Origin of the sequence: Pedobacter paludis, assembly GCF_003173575.1 — a bacterium.
GTDB lineage: Bacteria > Bacteroidota > Bacteroidia > Sphingobacteriales > Sphingobacteriaceae > Pedobacter > Pedobacter paludis.
On record NZ_QGNY01000004.1, the window covers coordinates 108,926 to 127,038 of the forward strand.

General features: G+C 35.4%; 15 protein-coding genes. 11 read left to right on the forward strand and 4 right to left on the reverse strand.

Annotation, left to right across the window (positions count from 1 at the left end):
* The first annotated feature begins 47 nt into the window (after positions 1-47).
* From hisD to DF947_RS11710, 9 genes are all read left to right on the forward strand, one after another.
* Positions 48-1,370 carry a histidinol dehydrogenase gene (gene hisD / locus DF947_RS11670; RefSeq protein WP_109929970.1) on the forward strand — a complete coding sequence of 441 codons (1,323 nt, stop codon included), beginning with the start codon at positions 48-50 and terminating at the stop codon, positions 1,368-1,370.
* A gap of 117 nt (positions 1,371-1,487) precedes the next feature.
* Positions 1,488-2,528 carry a histidinol-phosphate transaminase gene (hisC, locus tag DF947_RS11675; protein WP_109929972.1) on the forward strand — a complete coding sequence of 347 codons (1,041 nt, stop codon included), beginning with the start codon at positions 1,488-1,490 and terminating at the stop codon, positions 2,526-2,528.
* Position 2,529: 1 nt separating this feature from the next.
* Entirely contained in the window at positions 2,530-3,663 is a 1,134-nt protein-coding gene (gene hisB, locus DF947_RS11680) for a bifunctional histidinol-phosphatase/imidazoleglycerol-phosphate dehydratase HisB (RefSeq protein WP_109929974.1), read from the forward strand.
* Between the two features lie 80 nt (positions 3,664-3,743).
* Positions 3,744-4,334, forward strand: a complete 591-nt coding sequence (hisH, locus tag DF947_RS11685) for an imidazole glycerol phosphate synthase subunit HisH (RefSeq protein ID WP_109929975.1) — start codon at positions 3,744-3,746, stop codon at positions 4,332-4,334.
* Positions 4,335-4,399: 65 nt separating this feature from the next.
* Positions 4,400-5,149: a 1-(5-phosphoribosyl)-5-[(5-phosphoribosylamino)methylideneamino]imidazole-4-carboxamide isomerase gene (gene hisA / locus DF947_RS11690; RefSeq protein ID WP_109929977.1), complete on the forward strand. Its 750-nt coding sequence runs from the start codon at positions 4,400-4,402 to the stop codon at positions 5,147-5,149.
* Between the two features lie 189 nt (positions 5,150-5,338).
* Positions 5,339-6,094 (forward strand): imidazole glycerol phosphate synthase subunit HisF, encoded by a 756-nt coding sequence (hisF, locus tag DF947_RS11695; RefSeq protein ID WP_109929979.1) that lies wholly within the window; start codon positions 5,339-5,341, stop codon positions 6,092-6,094.
* A gap of 89 nt (positions 6,095-6,183) precedes the next feature.
* A complete protein-coding gene (hisIE, locus tag DF947_RS11700; RefSeq protein ID WP_109929981.1) occupies positions 6,184-6,786 on the forward strand; it encodes a bifunctional phosphoribosyl-AMP cyclohydrolase/phosphoribosyl-ATP diphosphatase HisIE in 603 nt (200 codons plus the stop codon).
* Positions 6,787-6,831: 45 nt separating this feature from the next.
* Entirely contained in the window at positions 6,832-7,200 is a 369-nt protein-coding gene (locus DF947_RS11705; protein ID WP_109929983.1) for a hypothetical protein, read from the forward strand.
* Positions 7,201-7,230: 30 nt separating this feature from the next.
* Entirely contained in the window at positions 7,231-8,130 is a 900-nt protein-coding gene (locus tag DF947_RS11710; RefSeq protein WP_109929985.1) for a WD40 repeat domain-containing protein, read from the forward strand.
* Between the two features lie 136 nt (positions 8,131-8,266).
* Here the strand turns inward: DF947_RS11710 and DF947_RS11715 are convergent, their stop codons facing one another.
* From DF947_RS11715 to DF947_RS11725, 3 genes are all read right to left on the reverse strand, one after another.
* Positions 8,267-14,173: an alpha-2-macroglobulin family protein gene (locus tag DF947_RS11715; protein ID WP_109929987.1), complete on the reverse strand. Its 5,907-nt coding sequence runs from the start codon at positions 14,171-14,173 to the stop codon at positions 8,267-8,269.
* Positions 14,174-14,295: 122 nt separating this feature from the next.
* The gene (locus DF947_RS11720; RefSeq protein WP_109929989.1) at positions 14,296-15,012 is read right to left on the reverse strand and encodes a carboxypeptidase-like regulatory domain-containing protein; all 717 of its coding nucleotides are present in this window, start codon (positions 15,010-15,012) and stop codon (positions 14,296-14,298) included.
* A gap of 35 nt (positions 15,013-15,047) precedes the next feature.
* Entirely contained in the window at positions 15,048-15,833 is a 786-nt protein-coding gene (locus DF947_RS11725) for a C40 family peptidase (protein WP_109929991.1), read from the reverse strand.
* Between the two features lie 107 nt (positions 15,834-15,940).
* Between DF947_RS11725 and DF947_RS11730 the strand changes: the two genes are divergently transcribed.
* Entirely contained in the window at positions 15,941-16,393 is a 453-nt protein-coding gene (locus tag DF947_RS11730; protein ID WP_109929993.1) for a universal stress protein, read from the forward strand.
* A gap of 23 nt (positions 16,394-16,416) precedes the next feature.
* On the forward strand, positions 16,417-17,664 hold the full coding sequence (locus DF947_RS11735; protein ID WP_109929995.1) for a serine hydrolase domain-containing protein: 1,248 nt from the start codon (positions 16,417-16,419) through the stop codon (positions 17,662-17,664).
* Positions 17,665-17,729: 65 nt separating this feature from the next.
* Here DF947_RS11735 and DF947_RS11740 read toward each other — a convergent pair whose 3' ends face one another.
* On the reverse strand, positions 17,730-18,080 hold the full coding sequence (locus tag DF947_RS11740) for a 4Fe-4S dicluster domain-containing protein (protein ID WP_109929997.1): 351 nt from the start codon (positions 18,078-18,080) through the stop codon (positions 17,730-17,732).
* Positions 18,081-18,113 lie beyond the last annotated feature (33 nt).

Consider the following 18,113-nt stretch of genomic DNA (forward strand, 5'->3'; position numbering starts at 1 on the left):
ACGTATAAAATCATATTAACTATTAGTTAATTTTAAATTATAAAACATTGAAAGTCTACAATTATAAAGATTTATCTAAATCAAAAATTGAAGAATTGTGTTCAAGACAGATTGAAGACGATAGAGCGGTTGAAGAGCGGGTTGAAGACATCATCAGGACCGTAAAGAACGAAGGAGATAAGGCACTCTTTAATTTTGCAAAAGCATTTGATAAAGTAGAATTAAAGAAACTCTTTTTAGATGCGGCAGAATTAAAGGCTATTGCATCTTCCATTCCGGCAGATGCGAAAAAAGCAATCGAAACAGCATATCAGAACATTAAAATCTTTCACCAAGCCCAATTAAAAAGTGAAGATAAAATTGAGACCATGCCGGGGGTTATTTGTTGGCGTGAATCAAGAGCGATTGAAAAAGTTGGGCTTTACATACCAGGCGGAACAGCTGTTTTACCAAGTACTTTTTTAATGCTCGCCACACCAGCAGTTATTGCCGGGTGTAAAGAAATAGTCGTGTGTTCTCCTCCACAAAGCGATGGCAAAACAAATTGTTATCTGGCATACTGTGCAGTGCTTTTAGGCATAGAAAAAATCTATCTAATCGGAGGAGCGCAGGCAGTTGCCGCAATGGCGTTTGGAACGGAAACTGTACCTCAGGTGTATAAAATTTTTGGCCCAGGAAACCGGTATGTAACTACGGCTAAAACTAGGATACAAAATAAGGTGGCTATTGATATGCCCGCTGGTCCTTCGGAGGTTTTGGTTATTGCTGATGACACCGCAAATCCAGCTTTTGTTGCTGCAGATCTTTTAGCCCAAGCTGAACACGGTGCTGATAGTCAGGCAATTTTGGTTTCTAATTCTAACAAATTGATAGAAAAAACCTTAAAAGAAATTGAAAATCAGTTATCTATACTTCCAAGAAAAGAAATTGCATCAAAAGCAATCGCCAATTCCTATACTATTTTAGTCGAAAATTTGAATTATGCGATGGATTTTTCGAACGAATACGCTCCCGAGCACCTTATTTTGGCTACAGAAAGCCATCAAGATCTTATTCCATTGATAATCAATGCCGGTTCGGTGTTTTTAGGAAATTTAACTCCAGAAAGCGCTGGCGATTATGCATCAGGAACAAACCATACTTTGCCTACAAGTGGCTTTGCTAAAGCTTATTCGGGTGTATCAACTGATGCGTTTCTTAAAAAAATAACCTTTCAGCACTTATCGATCAATGGTTTAAAAAACATAGGATCAACTGTAGAGATCCTGGCAGGTGCAGAAGACTTGCAGGCACACAAAAATGCAGTTACAATTAGACTTGAGGAACAAAGATATAAGAACAAAGAGCAAGGATTAAGGAGCAAGGATTAAATACCTATTATAAAGAAATAAGATTTAAACATTAAGAAAGATAAAAGAATAATCTTTGGCAGATATAGACGCCTTGTCTTTTATCTTTGCTCCTTATTCTTTTATCCATATAAAGACATGGACATTAACGAATTAGTACGAGAAAATATAAAAAAACTTAAACCTTACTCTACAGCAAGAGACGAGTTTAAGGGGCAGGCATCTGTCTTTTTAGATGCAAATGAGAACAGTTATGGCTCTCCCCTACCCGCCAATTACAACCGCTATCCAGATCCTTTGCAACTGGATTTAAAAGACGCCATTAGTAAAATTAAAGGCGTTCCAATTGAGAATACTTTTTTAGGAAATGGAAGCGATGAGGCGATTGATTTATTGTTCAGGGCATTCTGTAATCCGGGAAGAGACAATGTGATTATTCTACCTCCAACTTATGGCATGTACGAAGTTTCGGCAAACATAAATGATGTAGAAATCCGCAAGGTAGACCTGCTTCCAAATTTCCAGTTGGATTTGGAGAAAATTGCTGAAACAATTGATAAGAACACCAAAATAATTTTCATCTGTTCACCGAATAACCCAACAGGAAATTCTATAAACAGAACCGATATCGAAACCATTTTGGCTAATTTTAATGGCATTGTGGTTATAGATGAGGCTTATATTAATTATGCAAAGCAAAAGACCTTTATTCAGGAGTTAACGGAGTATGCAAATTTGGTTGTACTTCAAACTTTTTCAAAAGCCTGGGGATTGGCCGCTTTGCGTTTAGGCATGGCTTTTTCTTCTACCAAAGTTATCGATGTTTTAAATAAAATTAAGCCTCCGTACAACATTAACCAAGCCACACAAGATTTGGCTTTTGAGGCATTAAAAAACATTGCGCAGGTTAATGCTTGGATTAAGGAATCAGTGTCAGAACGAGATCGGTTATCAGTGGAATTAAATAACCTAAATTCAGTGATCAAGGTTTACCCGTCCGATGCAAACTTTATACTGGCCGAAGTAATAGATCCAACTAAGATCTACGACAGCTTGGTAGATCAAGGAATTATTGTACGAGATCGGTCTAAAGTTTCCCTATGTGAGGGTTGCCTTAGAATTACGGTTGGCACAAAAGTAGAAAACGATAAACTATTAACTGTTTTAGCAAATTTTTAAAATGAAGAAAGTCCTATTTATAGATCGAGACGGAACTTTGAATATTGAACCGGATGATGAGCAGGTAGACAGCTTTGCCAAACTTAAATTCTATCCCCGTTCGCTTTACTACCTTTCCAAAATTGCTTCGGAAATGGATTACGAGCTGGTAATGGTTACCAATCAGGATGGATTGGGTACGCTTTCAAATCCTGAAGAAAATTTTTGGCCAATTCATAATTTCATGCTCGATACCTTTGAGGGTGAAGGGGTGAATTTTAGTGAAATTGTAATCGACCGTACGTTTGCGAAAGATAATGCCCCAACCCGTAAGCCAGGTACTGCCTTGCTAACAAAATATTTTAGCGAAGATTACGATTTGAAAAACTCATTTGTAATTGGCGATAGATTGAATGATGTTGTTTTGGCAAAAAATTTAGGCGCAAAAGCTATATTTCTTCGTCAGAATGATGCATTGGGTTCTACCGAAGCATTAGATAAACATGAAACCCTACTCGATGTTATTATTCTGGAAACCCAAAAGTGGGAAGATATTTACAGTTTGCTTAAAGCTGGAAGCAGAAAAATTAATCACGTTCGTAAAACAAACGAAACAGACATTACCATTAATTTAGATTTAGATGGAACCGGAAAAGCAAAAATCGAAACAGGTTTAAACTTTTTTGATCACATGCTGGATCAAATTGCCAGACATGGAAGTGTAGATTTAGAAGTTATAGCTAAGGGCGATTTACATATCGATGAACACCACACTATTGAAGATACAGGAATTGCACTAGGCGAAGCCTTTGCCAAAGGTTTAGGCAATAAACTGGGCATTGAACGTTATGGTTTTTGCCTACCCATGGATGATTGTTTAGCCCAGGTTGCTATTGATTTTGGGGGCAGAAACTGGATTGTTTGGGATGCAGATTTTAAGCGTGAAAAAGTTGGCGATATGCCCACAGAAATGTTTTATCACTTCTTTAAATCGTTTAGTGATGCCGCAAAATGCAATTTAAATATTAAAGCAGAGGGCGATAACGAACATCATAAAATCGAGGCCATCTTTAAAGCATTCGCAAAGGCAATTAAAATGGCCATAAAGCGTGATGCCGAGAAAATGGTTTTGCCAAGCACAAAGGGGCTTCTTTAAAACGAACAAAGATAAATGAGCAAAGAACAAGGAATAAATCGTCTTTGCTCTTTGTTCCTTATTCTTTAATCTAAAAAATTATGATCGGAATAATAAATTACGGCGCTGGAAATATTTTCTCTTTAACCGCAGCCTTAGACCGTTTGAGTGTTTCTTATGGCATGGTAAATACAGAAGCTGATTTGGATAAATATAGCCATATCATTATTCCTGGTGTTGGACATGCAGGCTCAGCAATGGAAAAGCTGACAGCTACCGGATTGGTAAATGCAATTAAAGCGCTAAAAAAACCTGTTTTGGGTATTTGCGTCGGTATGCAATTAATTACTGAGCACTCAGAAGAAGGAGATGCGAAGCTATTGGATATCGTTCCTGTAAAAACCAAAAAATTCGATAAAACGCTGAATATCAAAATCCCACACATGGGCTGGAATGCCGTTCAGCATAAAAACAATTCTTTATTTACATCTGTTGATGAAAATGAGCAATTTTACTTTGTTCATTCTTACTTTATTGAATATAACCCTACTTTTGACATCGCCTCTGCCAATTACGGATTAAAGTTTTCGGCAGCGGTACAAAAAGACAACTTTTATGGCGTTCAGTTCCACCCAGAAAAATCGGGCAGGGCTGGCGAACAGATATTAAAAAATTTTTCAAACTTGAGTTAATGAGGTGTTAGTGTGTAGACACAAAACTTTTTCACTTTCAACTCTTAACTTTTAACTTAAAAAAAATGTACATAATTCCTGCTATTGATATTTTGGATGGAAAGGTTGTTCGTCTCCGTGAGGGCGATTATAACCAAAAAACTGAGTACGATGTTTCTATCGCCGAAATGATAGAAAAATACCGCTCAAACGGAACAGATTTCATCCATATTATTGATTTAAATGGCGCCAAAGGTGATTTCAGTAATCAAAAATCGCTTTTTGAAATCATAAAAAAAACTGAGATGAAAGTGCAGTATGGTGGTGGAATTAGAACGATTGAACAAGTGACGAATTTACTTGATGCAGGAATCCACCGTGTTATTGTAGGTACGCAAGCAATTACAAACCCTGATTTTTTACAAGAATTAAGTGAGGCTTTCGCTAAAAAAGATAACTATGCCAATAAAATAGTAATTGCCATTGATGTTTTGGATGAAGTAATTAAATATTCCGGCTGGATGGAAAGTTCGCCAATTAAATTAATGGATTATGTTGATAAATGCCTTGCACTTGGATTTTTCCGTTTCTTGTGTACCGATATCAGCAAAGATGGAAAGTTGGGCGGTGCAGCGGTAGAGTTATACAAAAAACTATTGGAGCACTCGCCAATGATTAAATTAATTGCCTCTGGTGGCGTAAGTTCTATGGATGATATTCATGAACTGGCCAAATACCCAATTAGAAGCGTTGTAGTTGGAAAAGCGATTTATGAAGATAGAATTACCATTGAAGAAATAAAAGATTGGAATTTGAAGATGTTGAGTTCGATTTAAATTCTTTCTGTCATTCTGACGCAGGAAGAATCTATTTGAATGAGATTCTTCGTTCCTTAGGATGACAAATAATTTAAATAGAATTTTTAAACAAACTCGTCATTGCGAGGCACGAAGCAATCCTACTACGGTAGCTAACTATACGCATTAAGATTGCTTCGTGCCTCGCAATGACGAAAACCCAAACAAATGTTATCAAAAAGAATAATCCCCTGTTTAGACGTTAAAGACGGTCGCACGGTAAAAGGTGTAAACTTTGTTGATTTACGTGATGCTGGTGATCCTGTAGAGTTGGCTGCTCAATATGCGCAACAAGGCGCTGACGAACTGGTTTTCTTAGACATTACAGCCACACACGAACGCCGTAAAACGATGATTGAAATGGTCAAATCAGTTGCCCGCCAACTGAATATTCCATTTACCATTGGTGGTGGCATAACCGAAATTGCAGATGCTGAAGCTTTATTAAATGCTGGAGCAGATAAAATCAGTATCAATTCCGCAGCAGTTAGAAATCCAAAATTAATTGAGGAACTGGCGAAAGCTTTCGGCGTTCAGTTTGTGGTTTTAGCTGTCGACACTAAATTTGTTGATGGTAGAAACATGGTTCACTTAAACGGCGGCCGCTTAATTACTGAACTGGAAACAGAGAATTGGATTAAACAAGCAGAAGATTTAGGTGCAGGTGAAATTTTGCTAACTTCAATGGATCACGACGGAACTAAAGCAGGTTTTGACTGTGGTTTACTTGGCAAAGTAAATCAAATGATAAACATTCCGATTATTGCATCGGGCGGTGCAGGAAGCATGGAACATTTTACAGAAGTTTTTCAAAAAGCAAATGTAGATGCCGCCTTAGCGGCTTCGGTATTTCACTATGGAGAAATCTTGATACCAGATTTAAAACAGGAATTAAAACGGAATCACATTCCGGTAAGGATCTAATAATACACTCGTCATGTACGAGGCACGAAGCAGTCTTTCCTATGAAATAGATTGCTTCGTACCACGCAATGACGAAAACATAATAAAAAATGAATATCGATACATCAACCCTCGATTGGGATAAAACAGCTGGCCTACTCCCTGTAATTATTCAAGATTATAAAACCCTTGAAGTTTTAATGCTGGGCTATATGAATGCCGAAGCTTTAACTAAAACCCAAGCAGAGGGCAAAGTAACTTTCTTTTCTCGCTCTAAAAATCGCCTTTGGACAAAAGGGGAAACCAGCAATAACTTTCTTTACGTTAAGGAACTTTTTGTTGATTGCGATAACGACACCATTCTAATTAAAGCAGATGCCGTTGGACCAACTTGCCACACCGGAAGCCGAAGCTGTTTTAAAACAGAATTCAATCAAAATTTTATTTTTGAATTGGAAAACATCATTACAGATAGATATGAAAATCCAGTTGATGGCTCTTACATCAATAAAATGCGCAATAAAGGTTTGAATAAAATTGCACAAAAAGTAGGAGAAGAAGGTGTTGAAACTGTAATTGCTGCATTAGCAGAAACTGAAGAGGATTTAATTGGAGAGGCTTCAGATCTTGTTTTTCATTTATTATTTTTATTGAAAGAGAAAGGCTTATCTATCCAGGATATTGCAAAAAAATTAGAAAGTAGACATAAGTAGTTACAGGTTACCAATTGTGAGTTACAGGTTAGATTTTTTAATATAATGATAGATACACTTAAGATCATTTTAAATTCTAAAACTAAAATTTGGCATTTACTTTTAGTTTTCACAGTCTCTACCTTAACTTGTTATTTCTTATATATTTTAATCATTCCCCTTATTTATTGGGGTGCTTACGGAGAAGGTGCTGAGTCGGAAAGAATTGAGGCTTTACCTATTAATTTATTTATTGGCGAATGGGCTGCTCTAATTTTTGTTGTTTTGGCTTTATTTATTTTAACATGGATTAATCTCAAGAAAGATAGAACTAATAAAGCAAAATCATTTTTACTAACATTATTCATTTTGATACTATTATATCTATTCAGAAAGCCAATTATTGATTTATTAATTGAATTGAGAATATTCTAATCTTTAATCCCCCAATAGCTTAATTTTAAAATGCTTAAACACCTACAAACCTTTTCCGGCCATCAAAATCCTGTTTATGCATTAGCCAATTCGGATAAGGATGGAATCTTTTTTAGCGCAGGGAACGATAAAGGAGTAGTAGAATGGTCGTTGAAGAAGATGGCCTTTGTAATGGTTAAACTGCCTGTACAAAGTTCAGTATATTGTCTACACAATTATAATAATCAACTGTTTATCGGAGAAAGAAGTGGTGCTTTTAGTGTTTATGATTTTATCGAGCAAAAAGTTATTGCAAGAATTAATGCGCATGCCAAACCCATCTTCAATATTCAAACCGTTACTAGTAAAAACGAACTTTTAACTACAGGCGAAGATGGTTCTGTAGCCGTTTGGTCGCTTAAGGATTTTTCTGAAATTTATCGTTTTCAAGTGGCTTATGATACGGTTAGGGCCATTGCGATTTCCCCCGATCAAACCGAAGCTGCTTTTGGATGTAAGGATCATTTAATAAGAATTTATAATCTAAATGACTACAGTTTGAAACTCTCTTTAGAGGGTCATTCACTACCCGTTACCTCTTTGGCTTATCATCCTGAAAAGAATTATCTAATTTCCGGAAGTAGAGATGCGCAATTGAAAATATGGGACTTGCCAGGTTATGAACTTCGGGAAACCATTCCGGCCCATATGTTTACGGTATATGATATTGCCTTCCATCCTACCAAGCCCTACTTTGCTACAAGCAGTCAGGATAAAAGCATTAAACTTTGGGATGCCGAAAACTTTAAACTCTATAAAATCTTGAGTTTAGAAAAGATAGGAATCGGCCATACTCATTCCATAAACAAAATTATCTGGAGTAATGACGGTAAGTATTTAATTTCCACTGGTGATGATAGGCAAGTGATGGTTTGGGAGATGGAAGGTTAGAATTTTTTCGTCATTGCGAGGCACGAAGCAATCTTAATGCACAAAGTAATAAAAAAGACTAGATTAGTAAGATTGCTTTCACTCCCTATGAAAAATCGGAGACTGCAAGAACGAAAGGTTTAAAATGACCAAATTTCTAATTTATCCCAACCCTCTTCATTCCTTCTCTACCATAAAATACCGGAAAGTACATCATTTCGGCCTTTGCAGGATTTAAAATATAAGAACCTGTATATCTAGGCATTAAGTCAATTTCAAAAGCATATTTTCCTTGTTTTAGCTTTGTACAAAATATGGATGTTTTGTTTTTAAAGTATTCTCTGTGGGTTTCTACTCCCCAAAAATTCTGGACTTTGTTTTCGTAAGAACATCCTGCAGGGATAGGAATTTCTATCATTACATAATCGGCATCGGCTTTAACTTCTACTTCAACTTTTAATTTTGCAAAAGTTCCGGCTTTTAATTTATTTACAACTATTCCATTTTGCACTAAACTAGAATTAACTTTAAAATCCTTCTCAACTTTTTGTGGCTTTGCATTTTGAAATTGCTGATAAGCCGTAAAATAAACCGTCATTTTTCCTGATTTTTCAATTTTTAAATCAACAGGATTATCAATGGTTTTATCAAAAGGAAATTGAGTTACCGTTTGCTCGTTTATTTTAATTGAGGCAGGTTCATTCTTTTTATTTCCCGCAATTAGCTCCGGCAAAATGGCTTCTAAAATTAGTGAAGCCTCATACGTATTTCTCCATTGCCCATCTTTACGTTGCTCTAAAAAGTATAAAGAAATTTTCTCCAATTCGTTTTCATAACCGCCTGCATTCTTCAATAGTTTATAAGCGAGCAGGGTATTTTGAATACTATTATCCCAGAAACGGATATTTTCTTCGCCCCAATAAATGCTACCAAACATGGTCTGCTTTTTGAGTTTAAGTAAGTCATTTAAATTGATTTTAATTCCTGCAGTCTGTTTGAGCAACATCATTTCCAATATTGAATAGGTGCTTTTGTATGTTATTCTATTTTTGACAGCCAAAAGTTCATGAGATATATTTTCGTCTCGTTTCCGTTCTTTATCTAATTCCTGTTTTTCAAAAGCCAATATCCAAGCTTTAAAGTCGTATTTTTCATCTAATAATTTCAAAAGCTTTATAGTTTCGAGCTGACTGTAATTAGGACTTTCTTGCATTTTAGCAATTAAGTAATTTCTCAAAACTTCTTTATTAAGTTCAACTTTATAACCCTGTTTTTCTGCCAATAAGAGCGCTTCCAAAACATGTAAGCTAATCCAGATTTCTTCGTTACTATTTTGCCACCAACCCCAGGTACCTTGTGGGTTTTTAGTTTGGTAGAGTTTCTTTAAAATAAAATTGATATCCTTTTCATGCGTAAAAGCTTGGTCTAAATACTTTCGAAGCTGTTTTTCTAGCAATAACGATTTCAATTTCGAAGCCAATTGCTCATTACATAAATATTCATAATTACGTAATTGGGTCATTTCATCCAACAATACCGGAAAAATGGATGCCTCGGCTCTTACTGTAATTTTGCCCAATTGTTTATCGAAGCTATAATTGATGGTAGTATCCTTGAGTAAGGCAGAAAAATATCCCTTGGTTTCTTTCACACCTGCTTCAAATACCGGTATTTTTCTTCTTTCTCCATCGAAATAGCCATTTTCTTGTGTTAAAGTATATTCAAAATTTAAGCTATCTTTTGATGTTACGGTAATACCAACTGTATCAATGTAAGAGTTTTTGAATTTTACATTGCTATTTCTTAACTCCTTGCCGTTGTAAATAAATTTCCGAACACCGGTTTCTTCAATTGGTGTATAATTCATCAATTTGCCAATTACGTCTATGCTATCGCCCTGTGTGGCAAAAAGTGGCGATACAAAATTAGCACTAAGCGATTTGAAAGATTTAATACTTCCTTCCGTATAACCTGTCTGCTTATTCCCATTCATTGCCATTACACGAGTATTCCATTTTGTAATATCATCTGGAAATTTCACAGTAAACCTGGCCACGCCATTTTCGTCTGTAATTAATTTTGGTTGCCAAAAACCTTCATCATTAAAATTGGTCCGCATGGTTTGTTGCTGTGCAACCGGCTCTCCGGCAAGGTTGGTTGCCAAATTCCCTTTTTTACTTTTAATGATAATTACTCCGTTTGCTGCTCTAGCCCCATAAATAGCAGTTGCACTGGCATCTTTAAGGATAGTAATTTCTTTTACCAAATCTTTATCCAATGCGCTAATATCGCCATCGAAAGGCAATCCATCTACTATAATTAATGGTTTCTGATTGGCAGGCAATGAGCTTGTACCTCTTACCATTACCACTTCCTGAAGTTCCACCCCGGCAGATTTACCTTGCAGCGAATAGCTTAATTCTCTTGAGGTTATGGTTGTCGTGCTATATGCCGTACTTACTTTACCTCGAACAACTTCTTCTTCAACATCCTCAACCCTTCTTTTTTTATAACTAATAGGCTTTAATTTTATATCGCCAACATTGCCTTGTATAATATCAATGGCTTGACTATAAAAATTATACGCTTTAGCTGTTATTTTTATTTTGCCTTTTTCGGGAGTTTTTAGTGTAAAAAACCCTTTTGCATCGCTGATTGCAGAAACATCTAATCCTACAATTTGTATAGAAGCATTTGCCAATGGTTTACCATCCTCATCTGAAAGTATTCGACCCTGCAAGGTGTTCGTAAGTTCTTTTTTATCAAATAAATAATGGTTAAAAAAAGTTTGGATTTTTTCTGAAATATCGGTTCCTCCCTCGCCACTATAATATCCTACTTTGGGAGTATACTTAATCAAACTATCTAATTTTTTACTAAAGACATCAGCCTCTGCAATTTTAAAGCTATTCCATTTATAATAATTTGAACCATTTGCCATTACACTAATGGTATCTGCAATAAAATAACTGTTATCTTTTAATAGAAATAAGATTTTGTATCTGCCACTTTCTAATACATCGGTATTGATATTGCCTGTATAAATGCGTAGATAATTGGCTTGATTGGGTTTATAAACGATTATATTTTTGATGTAAGGAATGTGGTTGGTAAAAGCGGTATCAATGTCATACCTCAACTTACCTGTACCTTTTAGGCCAATTAAACTTGCATTGTAGAAAAGTTGTGTTGTTCTGCTTCTCAAATCCATATAATCTAACCAAATCTTATCTATCTCATTCTTTTTTAAAGCATACTCATCTGCAAATTTTGTAACTCCATTGCCTGTATATGCAGTTAGTTTCGTATCAAAAGCATATTTGGTAGCGTTTGATTTTTGTTTGATTAAACCTGGCTCAAAAGTATAAGTGTAATCTGCTTCTTTGGTAAAGGATTGCTTGAATTTTTCATTATCAAAAATTAAATTATTCTCTCTTATCGGACCGATTAATAACGGGTTTTCCTGGCGATTATCAGGATTAATCAGCAAATGGGTTTCGGAGTTCTCCCCCGAAATGGTAGTTTTTTGGAGAGAGAAATTATTGGCAACCTTAATCATATAGTTATCCAATTCCTGACTTTCGCTCGCCGTAAGCGTAGTTGGTTTACTTACTGTTACCAATTGATTGGTGGTATCTGCCAGCACACTAAAAATTGTTTTTTTACCAACCGTGATGTAATAATTTTTTACGGTTACTAATTTATCTGCTGTGCGGATTTTAAAATCGTGAAAACCTGATTTAACTACAAAAGAGTAACGTTGTAATTGTTGCGCCTGATTAAAGAATACAGGAGCATTATCTATATAAACGATGTTGGCAGGCAAAATTGCACCATCTAAAATCACAAAAGGTGCAACTTGCGTTGTGGTATCATTGGTAGTTTCGATTGTATTATAAATTGGATTTGGGTGCGTAAACTTATAATATTCAATGGTATCTAAGCCTAAATTTTTGCTCCATTTTGTCCACGTGAGCTGATCTAATTTTGCGCTCACACTTCCATATGCTTCATCAGCTTCTATCTTTATATTATTGGATTTATGCACTAGATATTTTCTCCCCAAATAAGGCATTCTAACATTGGGAACATCCTTAAATTTTGAAGTAAAGGCTTGTGCAGTAACATCCGTTTCGGGCACTGGTTTGTGGTTAATATCTGTAACCTGCACCAACATATTTACCTTTTGTCCAGGATAAACCATCTCAGGTGCAATCAATTTTAAATTTAATTGGTAAGGATTATAAAATGCGCTTACTTCGCTTGTCTCCTCGTCGCCATCCCAAAAATAATTGATGCGAATATGGCTGGCTTTTCGGCTATCATTTTTAATTAGTGTATCCAAATTGGTCGAGTAACCTCTTAAAAACACTTTATTGTCGGCAAAAATGGTATACCAAAAAGGCACTTGATGTTCGTTTATAACCACCACACGCAAACTGTCTTTATTTTGCATGGCGTTAATTTGCAATTCAGGTTCTAACTTTGTGATGTCAATTGTGGTAGTATCTTTTGGCGTTTCTATTTCGATGTATTCTGCACGATAATCGGTTTTAACCACGTAAGGCAGGGTAACATTTTGCGAATTTATCACTACATCATCTGCCGTATAACTAACCATTTTGGCAGCCTGACTTTCGTTTTTGCCGTTTACCAAATAAGTGATGAACAAGCTGTCTTTTCTAAATTCGGATTTTATCTCAACCGCTTTAACGGTCTTTTTAGAACTCCTCCAATCTTTATAACTTAAAGATTTAGAAGCTGTTCTAACTTCGTTATTGCTGTTTAAAAACTTAGCATCCAGATTAAATGAAAGACTGGCTTTTGGAAAAATATCCGCCGGGATAACGAGTTTAGTTTCTCCAACAGGATCAAGCGTGATGTTCTTCTGCCAAAGTGTATCAGGTACGAAAACCTCTTTTTCAGTATAGTTATTGATATAACTAGTCGTTAATGTAAGTTCTACCCTACCATCGGGCACTGCTAATTCATTTTCGTCTGTTGCTTTAAAATAAACCGTAATTAAACTGTCTTTTGTTTGTTCGTTTTTATCCGTTCTTAACGCAAAATCGAGCGATTTAAGTTCATAATCCTCGTAACGGAAATTATTGTTGATGCGGAATGCTTTTTTAGGCTTTTTAGATTTTTCTTCCAAGCTAATGCCATAGCTTCTATCAAGCTTTAAGTTCAAACTATCTGCAAGCACAAAACTGTATTCATAACCTCCATTTTTATATGGATTGATCGTAGCCAATGTTTTTTTACTACCATCAGTTTGTAAAATTACCTCGGCTGGTCTGTTCTGGATGTTTCCGCCTTTGGCATTGATAATAAAAGCCTTGAATTTTACGGTATCAAGTGGTTTGTATATTGGTTTACTAAAAACCATATAGCCCGCAAACAGGGGTTTAACACTTCCTTTCTTTTTAAAAATTGATTTAAATGGTTGCCAAAAATACCTTACGGGAGATGAATAGGCTACTTTTTTAAAGAACGGCCAATCTTCCCTGTCATCGTTGTAATGGTTATTATCATCTGCTTCGTATTCAAAAAAATTGCTTACCCCATTATGTACAACCTTGATTATGCCTTCTTCTTTAGGTTTACCACTTTCCTTTGTGTGCGTACTTCTATACAATTTAGCTTTGTCATCATATTGAGCTCGCTTTTTTCCATCAACTTCTACAAAAGCGTTACTAATTAAATTTCCTTTTAAATCTGTAATGTAAAACTGAAAATCCTTTTGATTATTAATAAACTGTAGTAAAACATTATTCTCGCTATGCAAACTTGAGTTGATTGCGCCTCCGCTGGCATTTACAAGCAAGTAATTCCCATAGGGTAAATCAGTTTTTTTATAGTCTTTATAATAATCTGAACTGATTAAAGTGTGGTAAAAACTATCGTTAGCTTTTTGCTTTTTTAAGATGCTAACAACCTCATCATCATTAATTTTATAAACAAATGTAGCATCGCTGGCTTGTTTACTTTTGGATAATTTGTTTTGACTGAAAACCTGAAAGGAAAAAATAAAAAGAGTGATGAACGTTAAAAGTATTTTCATGTAAGCTGATTTATAAATGGTTATAATTACTCTATTTATGAAGTATTACAGAGCAATAGCGGGATGTTTTATCTTATCAGGGATGATAAGCAATAAACGTTTGGGAAATAGTTTATAAAATCTCAACCATTTAGAAAGCGACTTAGCTTATTTAAGAGGGTTGGCGTTTTAATGACTCCGAAACCACCTAAAATAGCATAACTCATTTTCATTGTTATGGTGATGGATTCAGATTTTTTTAGATTTACTTTTAACCGCCGAGTTTCAAATCCCAAATAAATACTTTCTAAAATTAAGCCGTTTTTGATTTGGTTCCTGCTTACTTTCAATTCAAAATAACCTTCTTTGTCTGTAACTGTTGTAACAGTTGTTCCTTTTATTCTTACACTTCCGCCTACAATTGGTAAACTTTCTTCACTATTAATAACTTTTCCTTTTACGGTGATGGAATCATTTTCGAGTGGCGATGCAATTTTCTCGAGCCCGAATTTCTTTGCTTCGGTTTCATGGGTTGGCCAAGATTTATTGATGGCATTCCCTACCTTGGGGAAGCTTAAAAAAGCGACTAATGAGGCGGCGATTAAACCTGGCTTAAATCTTCCAATAGAAAAGTTCGATTTTACATCAATTAACCGATTAATTTGTTCGGGTTTAAATCTTCCACAGCTTTGGCTTTCATTTTTCGCAAACCAATCTTGTAAATCACGATCAGAAAACTGGGTAAAATCGGTAACAGATTTTTGGCATGAATCGCAAAATCGTTCACCTGTACCGGCTTGCATGTTCGACCATTTTTCGGCACAAGTATTATTGATTGAAATTGTAAAAGAAGTTGCCATAATATCAGTTTTATACCATGATGCAACTTTTATCTTTATTCCACAAACCTTTTAATAATCCTTAATTTATGACTGTAGACACCTAGTTCACGATTAAAAATGCCCTGATCATCAATTGGATCTATTTTTACTTTGGCTGATGAATGTATAATTTCATTTGGACTGAGCATGATTCCAACATGCGTAATTTTTCCCTCAGCGTTATCAAAAAATGCAACATCACCAGGTTTAACCTCTGCTAAAAACCCAACTAATTCGCCTTGTTCTGCCTGTTGTGAAGCATCACGATTTAATTTTATACCCAATAATTTAAAAACGGTTTGTACAAAGCCCGAACAATCCAAGCCAAATAAGTGGCGCCCGCCCCACAAATATGGCGTATTTAAAAAGAATTTTGCAGTTGAGGTTATTTGAGTTTTAAAATCCTGACCCTTATTGCTGTGCGCTTCAAAATTGAGCTTAAATTTCTCTTCACCGGCATAACAAAATCCATCTTGTAAAAAAGGCAGATTACTTGCTGGGCTTAAATGATACAACGTTCCGTCTTCTGCAGTTAAAGAATGATTAAAACCTAAAGGAGAAAGCAATTTACAATCATGCATTTCTGCGAACTGGTTTTGCGAAATTGGGGCCAGCTGTCTAAAATCTAACCAGCCTTCGTAACCATCGTATCCATTTTGAACAAGCCACCAACGCTCATCTTTCTGAATAATTTCTACATGCTCTCCAAATAATAATTGCGAAACTATTTCTGCTTTATCTGATGCATCTGCTCTTAAAGGGGCTACTGCAACTCTACAAATACCGTATTGATTTTCCATTTAAATATGCTCGTAACGAATTGTAAAACTAATAAATTACATCCATAGCCTAACATTTTGCTCGATATTTTGTTATTTTTATGATGTAACATTTAAATCTGCTCGTTATGAATTTTAAAAAAATATTAATTGCTGTTGATAACAGTACCTGTTCTGAAAAAGCCGCAAAAGCTGGATACGAAATGGCAGAAAAATTTAATGCAGAGGTGGCACTGGTTAATATAATTGAACCTGTTCCGGCTAATGTAAATTCTGATTTAACATTGGCACCCGTTTTCATGGACACTTATGATAACAGCGAGGAAAACAGTCACATTCTTCTAAAAGAAATAGAAAACAAATTTGGCAATGGAATAAAAACCTCATATTTAAGCATTGTTGATACGGCAGCACATGGAATTATTCAACAGTCTGATGAATGGGGATCGGATTTAATTGTAATTGGAACTTACGGTAGAACGGGATTATACCATTTTTTAATGGGTAGTGTTGCAGAACATGTTGCCCGCAAATCTGCCTGTCCGGTTTTGATTATTCCAAATAAAAGTGAATTAGATTAGTCTTCAATTTGATATAGCAGACTATGAAAAAACATTTTTATGTTTCCGTGCTGTTTTTACTCATTGGGATAAATTCAGTTTTAGCCCAATCTGCTAAGACTTATTTATCTGACAGTAAGCTTGATAAAATAGATAGTTTATTTAAACAATATCTAGATAACGGTTGGATAAAAGGAATTTCTGCAAACATTGCTGTGGATGGAAAAACCGTCTATAATAAAGCTTTTGGAAATAATATAGATCGTCCCTTTAAAACAGATGATATTTTAAGAATTGCATCACAAACCAAAGCTATAACCAGTGTGGCTGTAATGATGTTATTTGATGAAGGAAAAATTGCTCTCGAAGATCCCATTTCGAAATATATTCCAGCATTTAAAAACCCCAAGGTTTTAGATAAATTTAACCATGCAGACAGTAGTTATACAACAAAGCCTGCTAACCGCGAAATTACCATTCGCGATTTATTAACGCATACTGCTGGTCTTGGTTATGCACAAATCGGATCTCCGGAAATGAATGCAATTTATGCCAAAGCAGGCGTTGAAGCAGGTTTTGTAATTCATAAGAAATTATTAAAAACCGAAATAGATAAATTGGCAAAACTACCTTTAGCCCTACAACCTGGCACAAAGTGGCAATATAGCCTTAGTGTAGATGTTTTGGGTAGACTTGTAGAAGTTGTATCTGGAGTTAATTTAAATACTTTTTTCAAGGAAAGAATTTTTAAACCTTTGGGAATGATGGATACTTATTTTGCTTTGCCAAAAGAAAAACAATCAAGATTAGCTTCAGTTTACACAGAAGATCCTAAAACACAACTGGTAAAGCCTTGGCGAGATGGTACTTTTCCGGGTGCAACCATAAACTATCCAACAAACAATAATGGATATTTTGCGGGCGGTGCAGGCTTGGTTTCTACATCAAAAGATTATGGTATTTTTTTACGAATGTTGCTTAATAAGGGTATTTATAATGGCAAGAGAATTCTTTCTGAACAAAGTGTTTCGTTAATGACAACGAATCAAATTGGGAATCTTTCTCTTGGAGATAATAAATTCGGCTTAGGTTTTGAAATTGTTACCGACAAAGGGAGCCATAAACTTGGCCAAAGTGCAAGCTCTTTTAGTTGGGGCGGTTTCTTTGGCTCAACATATTGGGTAGATCCGAAGAAGAAAATTGTGGCACAAATTTATATTCAACAATGGCCATTTTCTCATGGAGAGATCACAAATAAATTCAAATCGATTATTTATCAGGCAGTAGATTAATTTTATAAAAAAAGTCCTGATCTGCATCAGGACTCAATATTTTATTTAAAAATCAATCTAGAAGTTTAATTCTCTTGATGCAACCAAGCTTTTTTGGTTAATAACTCTTCTTCAGTTTCACGGATATCTTCATCATCTACACAACAATCTACCGGACAAACCGCAGCACACTGTGGTTCATCATGAAATCCTTTACATTCGGTACATTTATCCGATACGATATAATAAACTTCATCCGAAACTGCTTCTTGCGATGCATCAGCCTCAATTTGTTGGTTACCAAAATCTATAACCCCATTTAAATTGGTTCCGTCAGAAAAACGCCATGCAGTACCGGCATCGTAAATTGCATTATTAGGGCATTCCGGTTCGCAAGCCCCACAATTTATACACTCATCTGTTATTTTAATTGCCATGTTTTCGTCTAATTCTTTTGCTTAGTTTACCTT

Excerpts from the sequence above, each read along its gene's own strand:
- hisIE (WP_109929981.1), top strand. The coding sequence starts at position 6,184 with ATGAATATCGATACATCAACCCTCGATTGGGATAAAACAGCTGGCCTA.
- DF947_RS11705 (WP_109929983.1), top strand. The coding sequence starts at position 6,832 with ATGATAGATACACTTAAGATCATTTTAAATTCTAAAACTAAAATTTGG.
- hisA (WP_109929977.1), top strand. The coding sequence starts at position 4,400 with ATGTACATAATTCCTGCTATTGATATTTTGGATGGAAAGGTTGTTCGT.
- hisC (WP_109929972.1), top strand. The coding sequence starts at position 1,488 with ATGGACATTAACGAATTAGTACGAGAAAATATAAAAAAACTTAAACCT.
- hisF (WP_109929979.1), top strand. The coding sequence starts at position 5,339 with ATGTTATCAAAAAGAATAATCCCCTGTTTAGACGTTAAAGACGGTCGC.
- DF947_RS11725 (WP_109929991.1), bottom strand. The coding sequence starts at position 15,833 with ATGGAAAATCAATACGGTATTTGTAGAGTTGCAGTAGCCCCTTTAAGA.
- DF947_RS11715 (WP_109929987.1), bottom strand. The coding sequence starts at position 14,173 with ATGAAAATACTTTTAACGTTCATCACTCTTTTTATTTTTTCCTTTCAG.
- DF947_RS11730 (WP_109929993.1), top strand. The coding sequence starts at position 15,941 with ATGAATTTTAAAAAAATATTAATTGCTGTTGATAACAGTACCTGTTCT.
- DF947_RS11710 (WP_109929985.1), top strand. The coding sequence starts at position 7,231 with ATGCTTAAACACCTACAAACCTTTTCCGGCCATCAAAATCCTGTTTAT.
- hisH (WP_109929975.1), top strand. The coding sequence starts at position 3,744 with ATGATCGGAATAATAAATTACGGCGCTGGAAATATTTTCTCTTTAACC.
- DF947_RS11735 (WP_109929995.1), top strand. The coding sequence starts at position 16,417 with ATGAAAAAACATTTTTATGTTTCCGTGCTGTTTTTACTCATTGGGATA.
- hisB (WP_109929974.1), top strand. The coding sequence starts at position 2,530 with ATGAAGAAAGTCCTATTTATAGATCGAGACGGAACTTTGAATATTGAA.
- DF947_RS11740 (WP_109929997.1), bottom strand. The coding sequence starts at position 18,080 with ATGGCAATTAAAATAACAGATGAGTGTATAAATTGTGGGGCTTGCGAA.
- DF947_RS11720 (WP_109929989.1), bottom strand. The coding sequence starts at position 15,012 with ATGGCAACTTCTTTTACAATTTCAATCAATAATACTTGTGCCGAAAAA.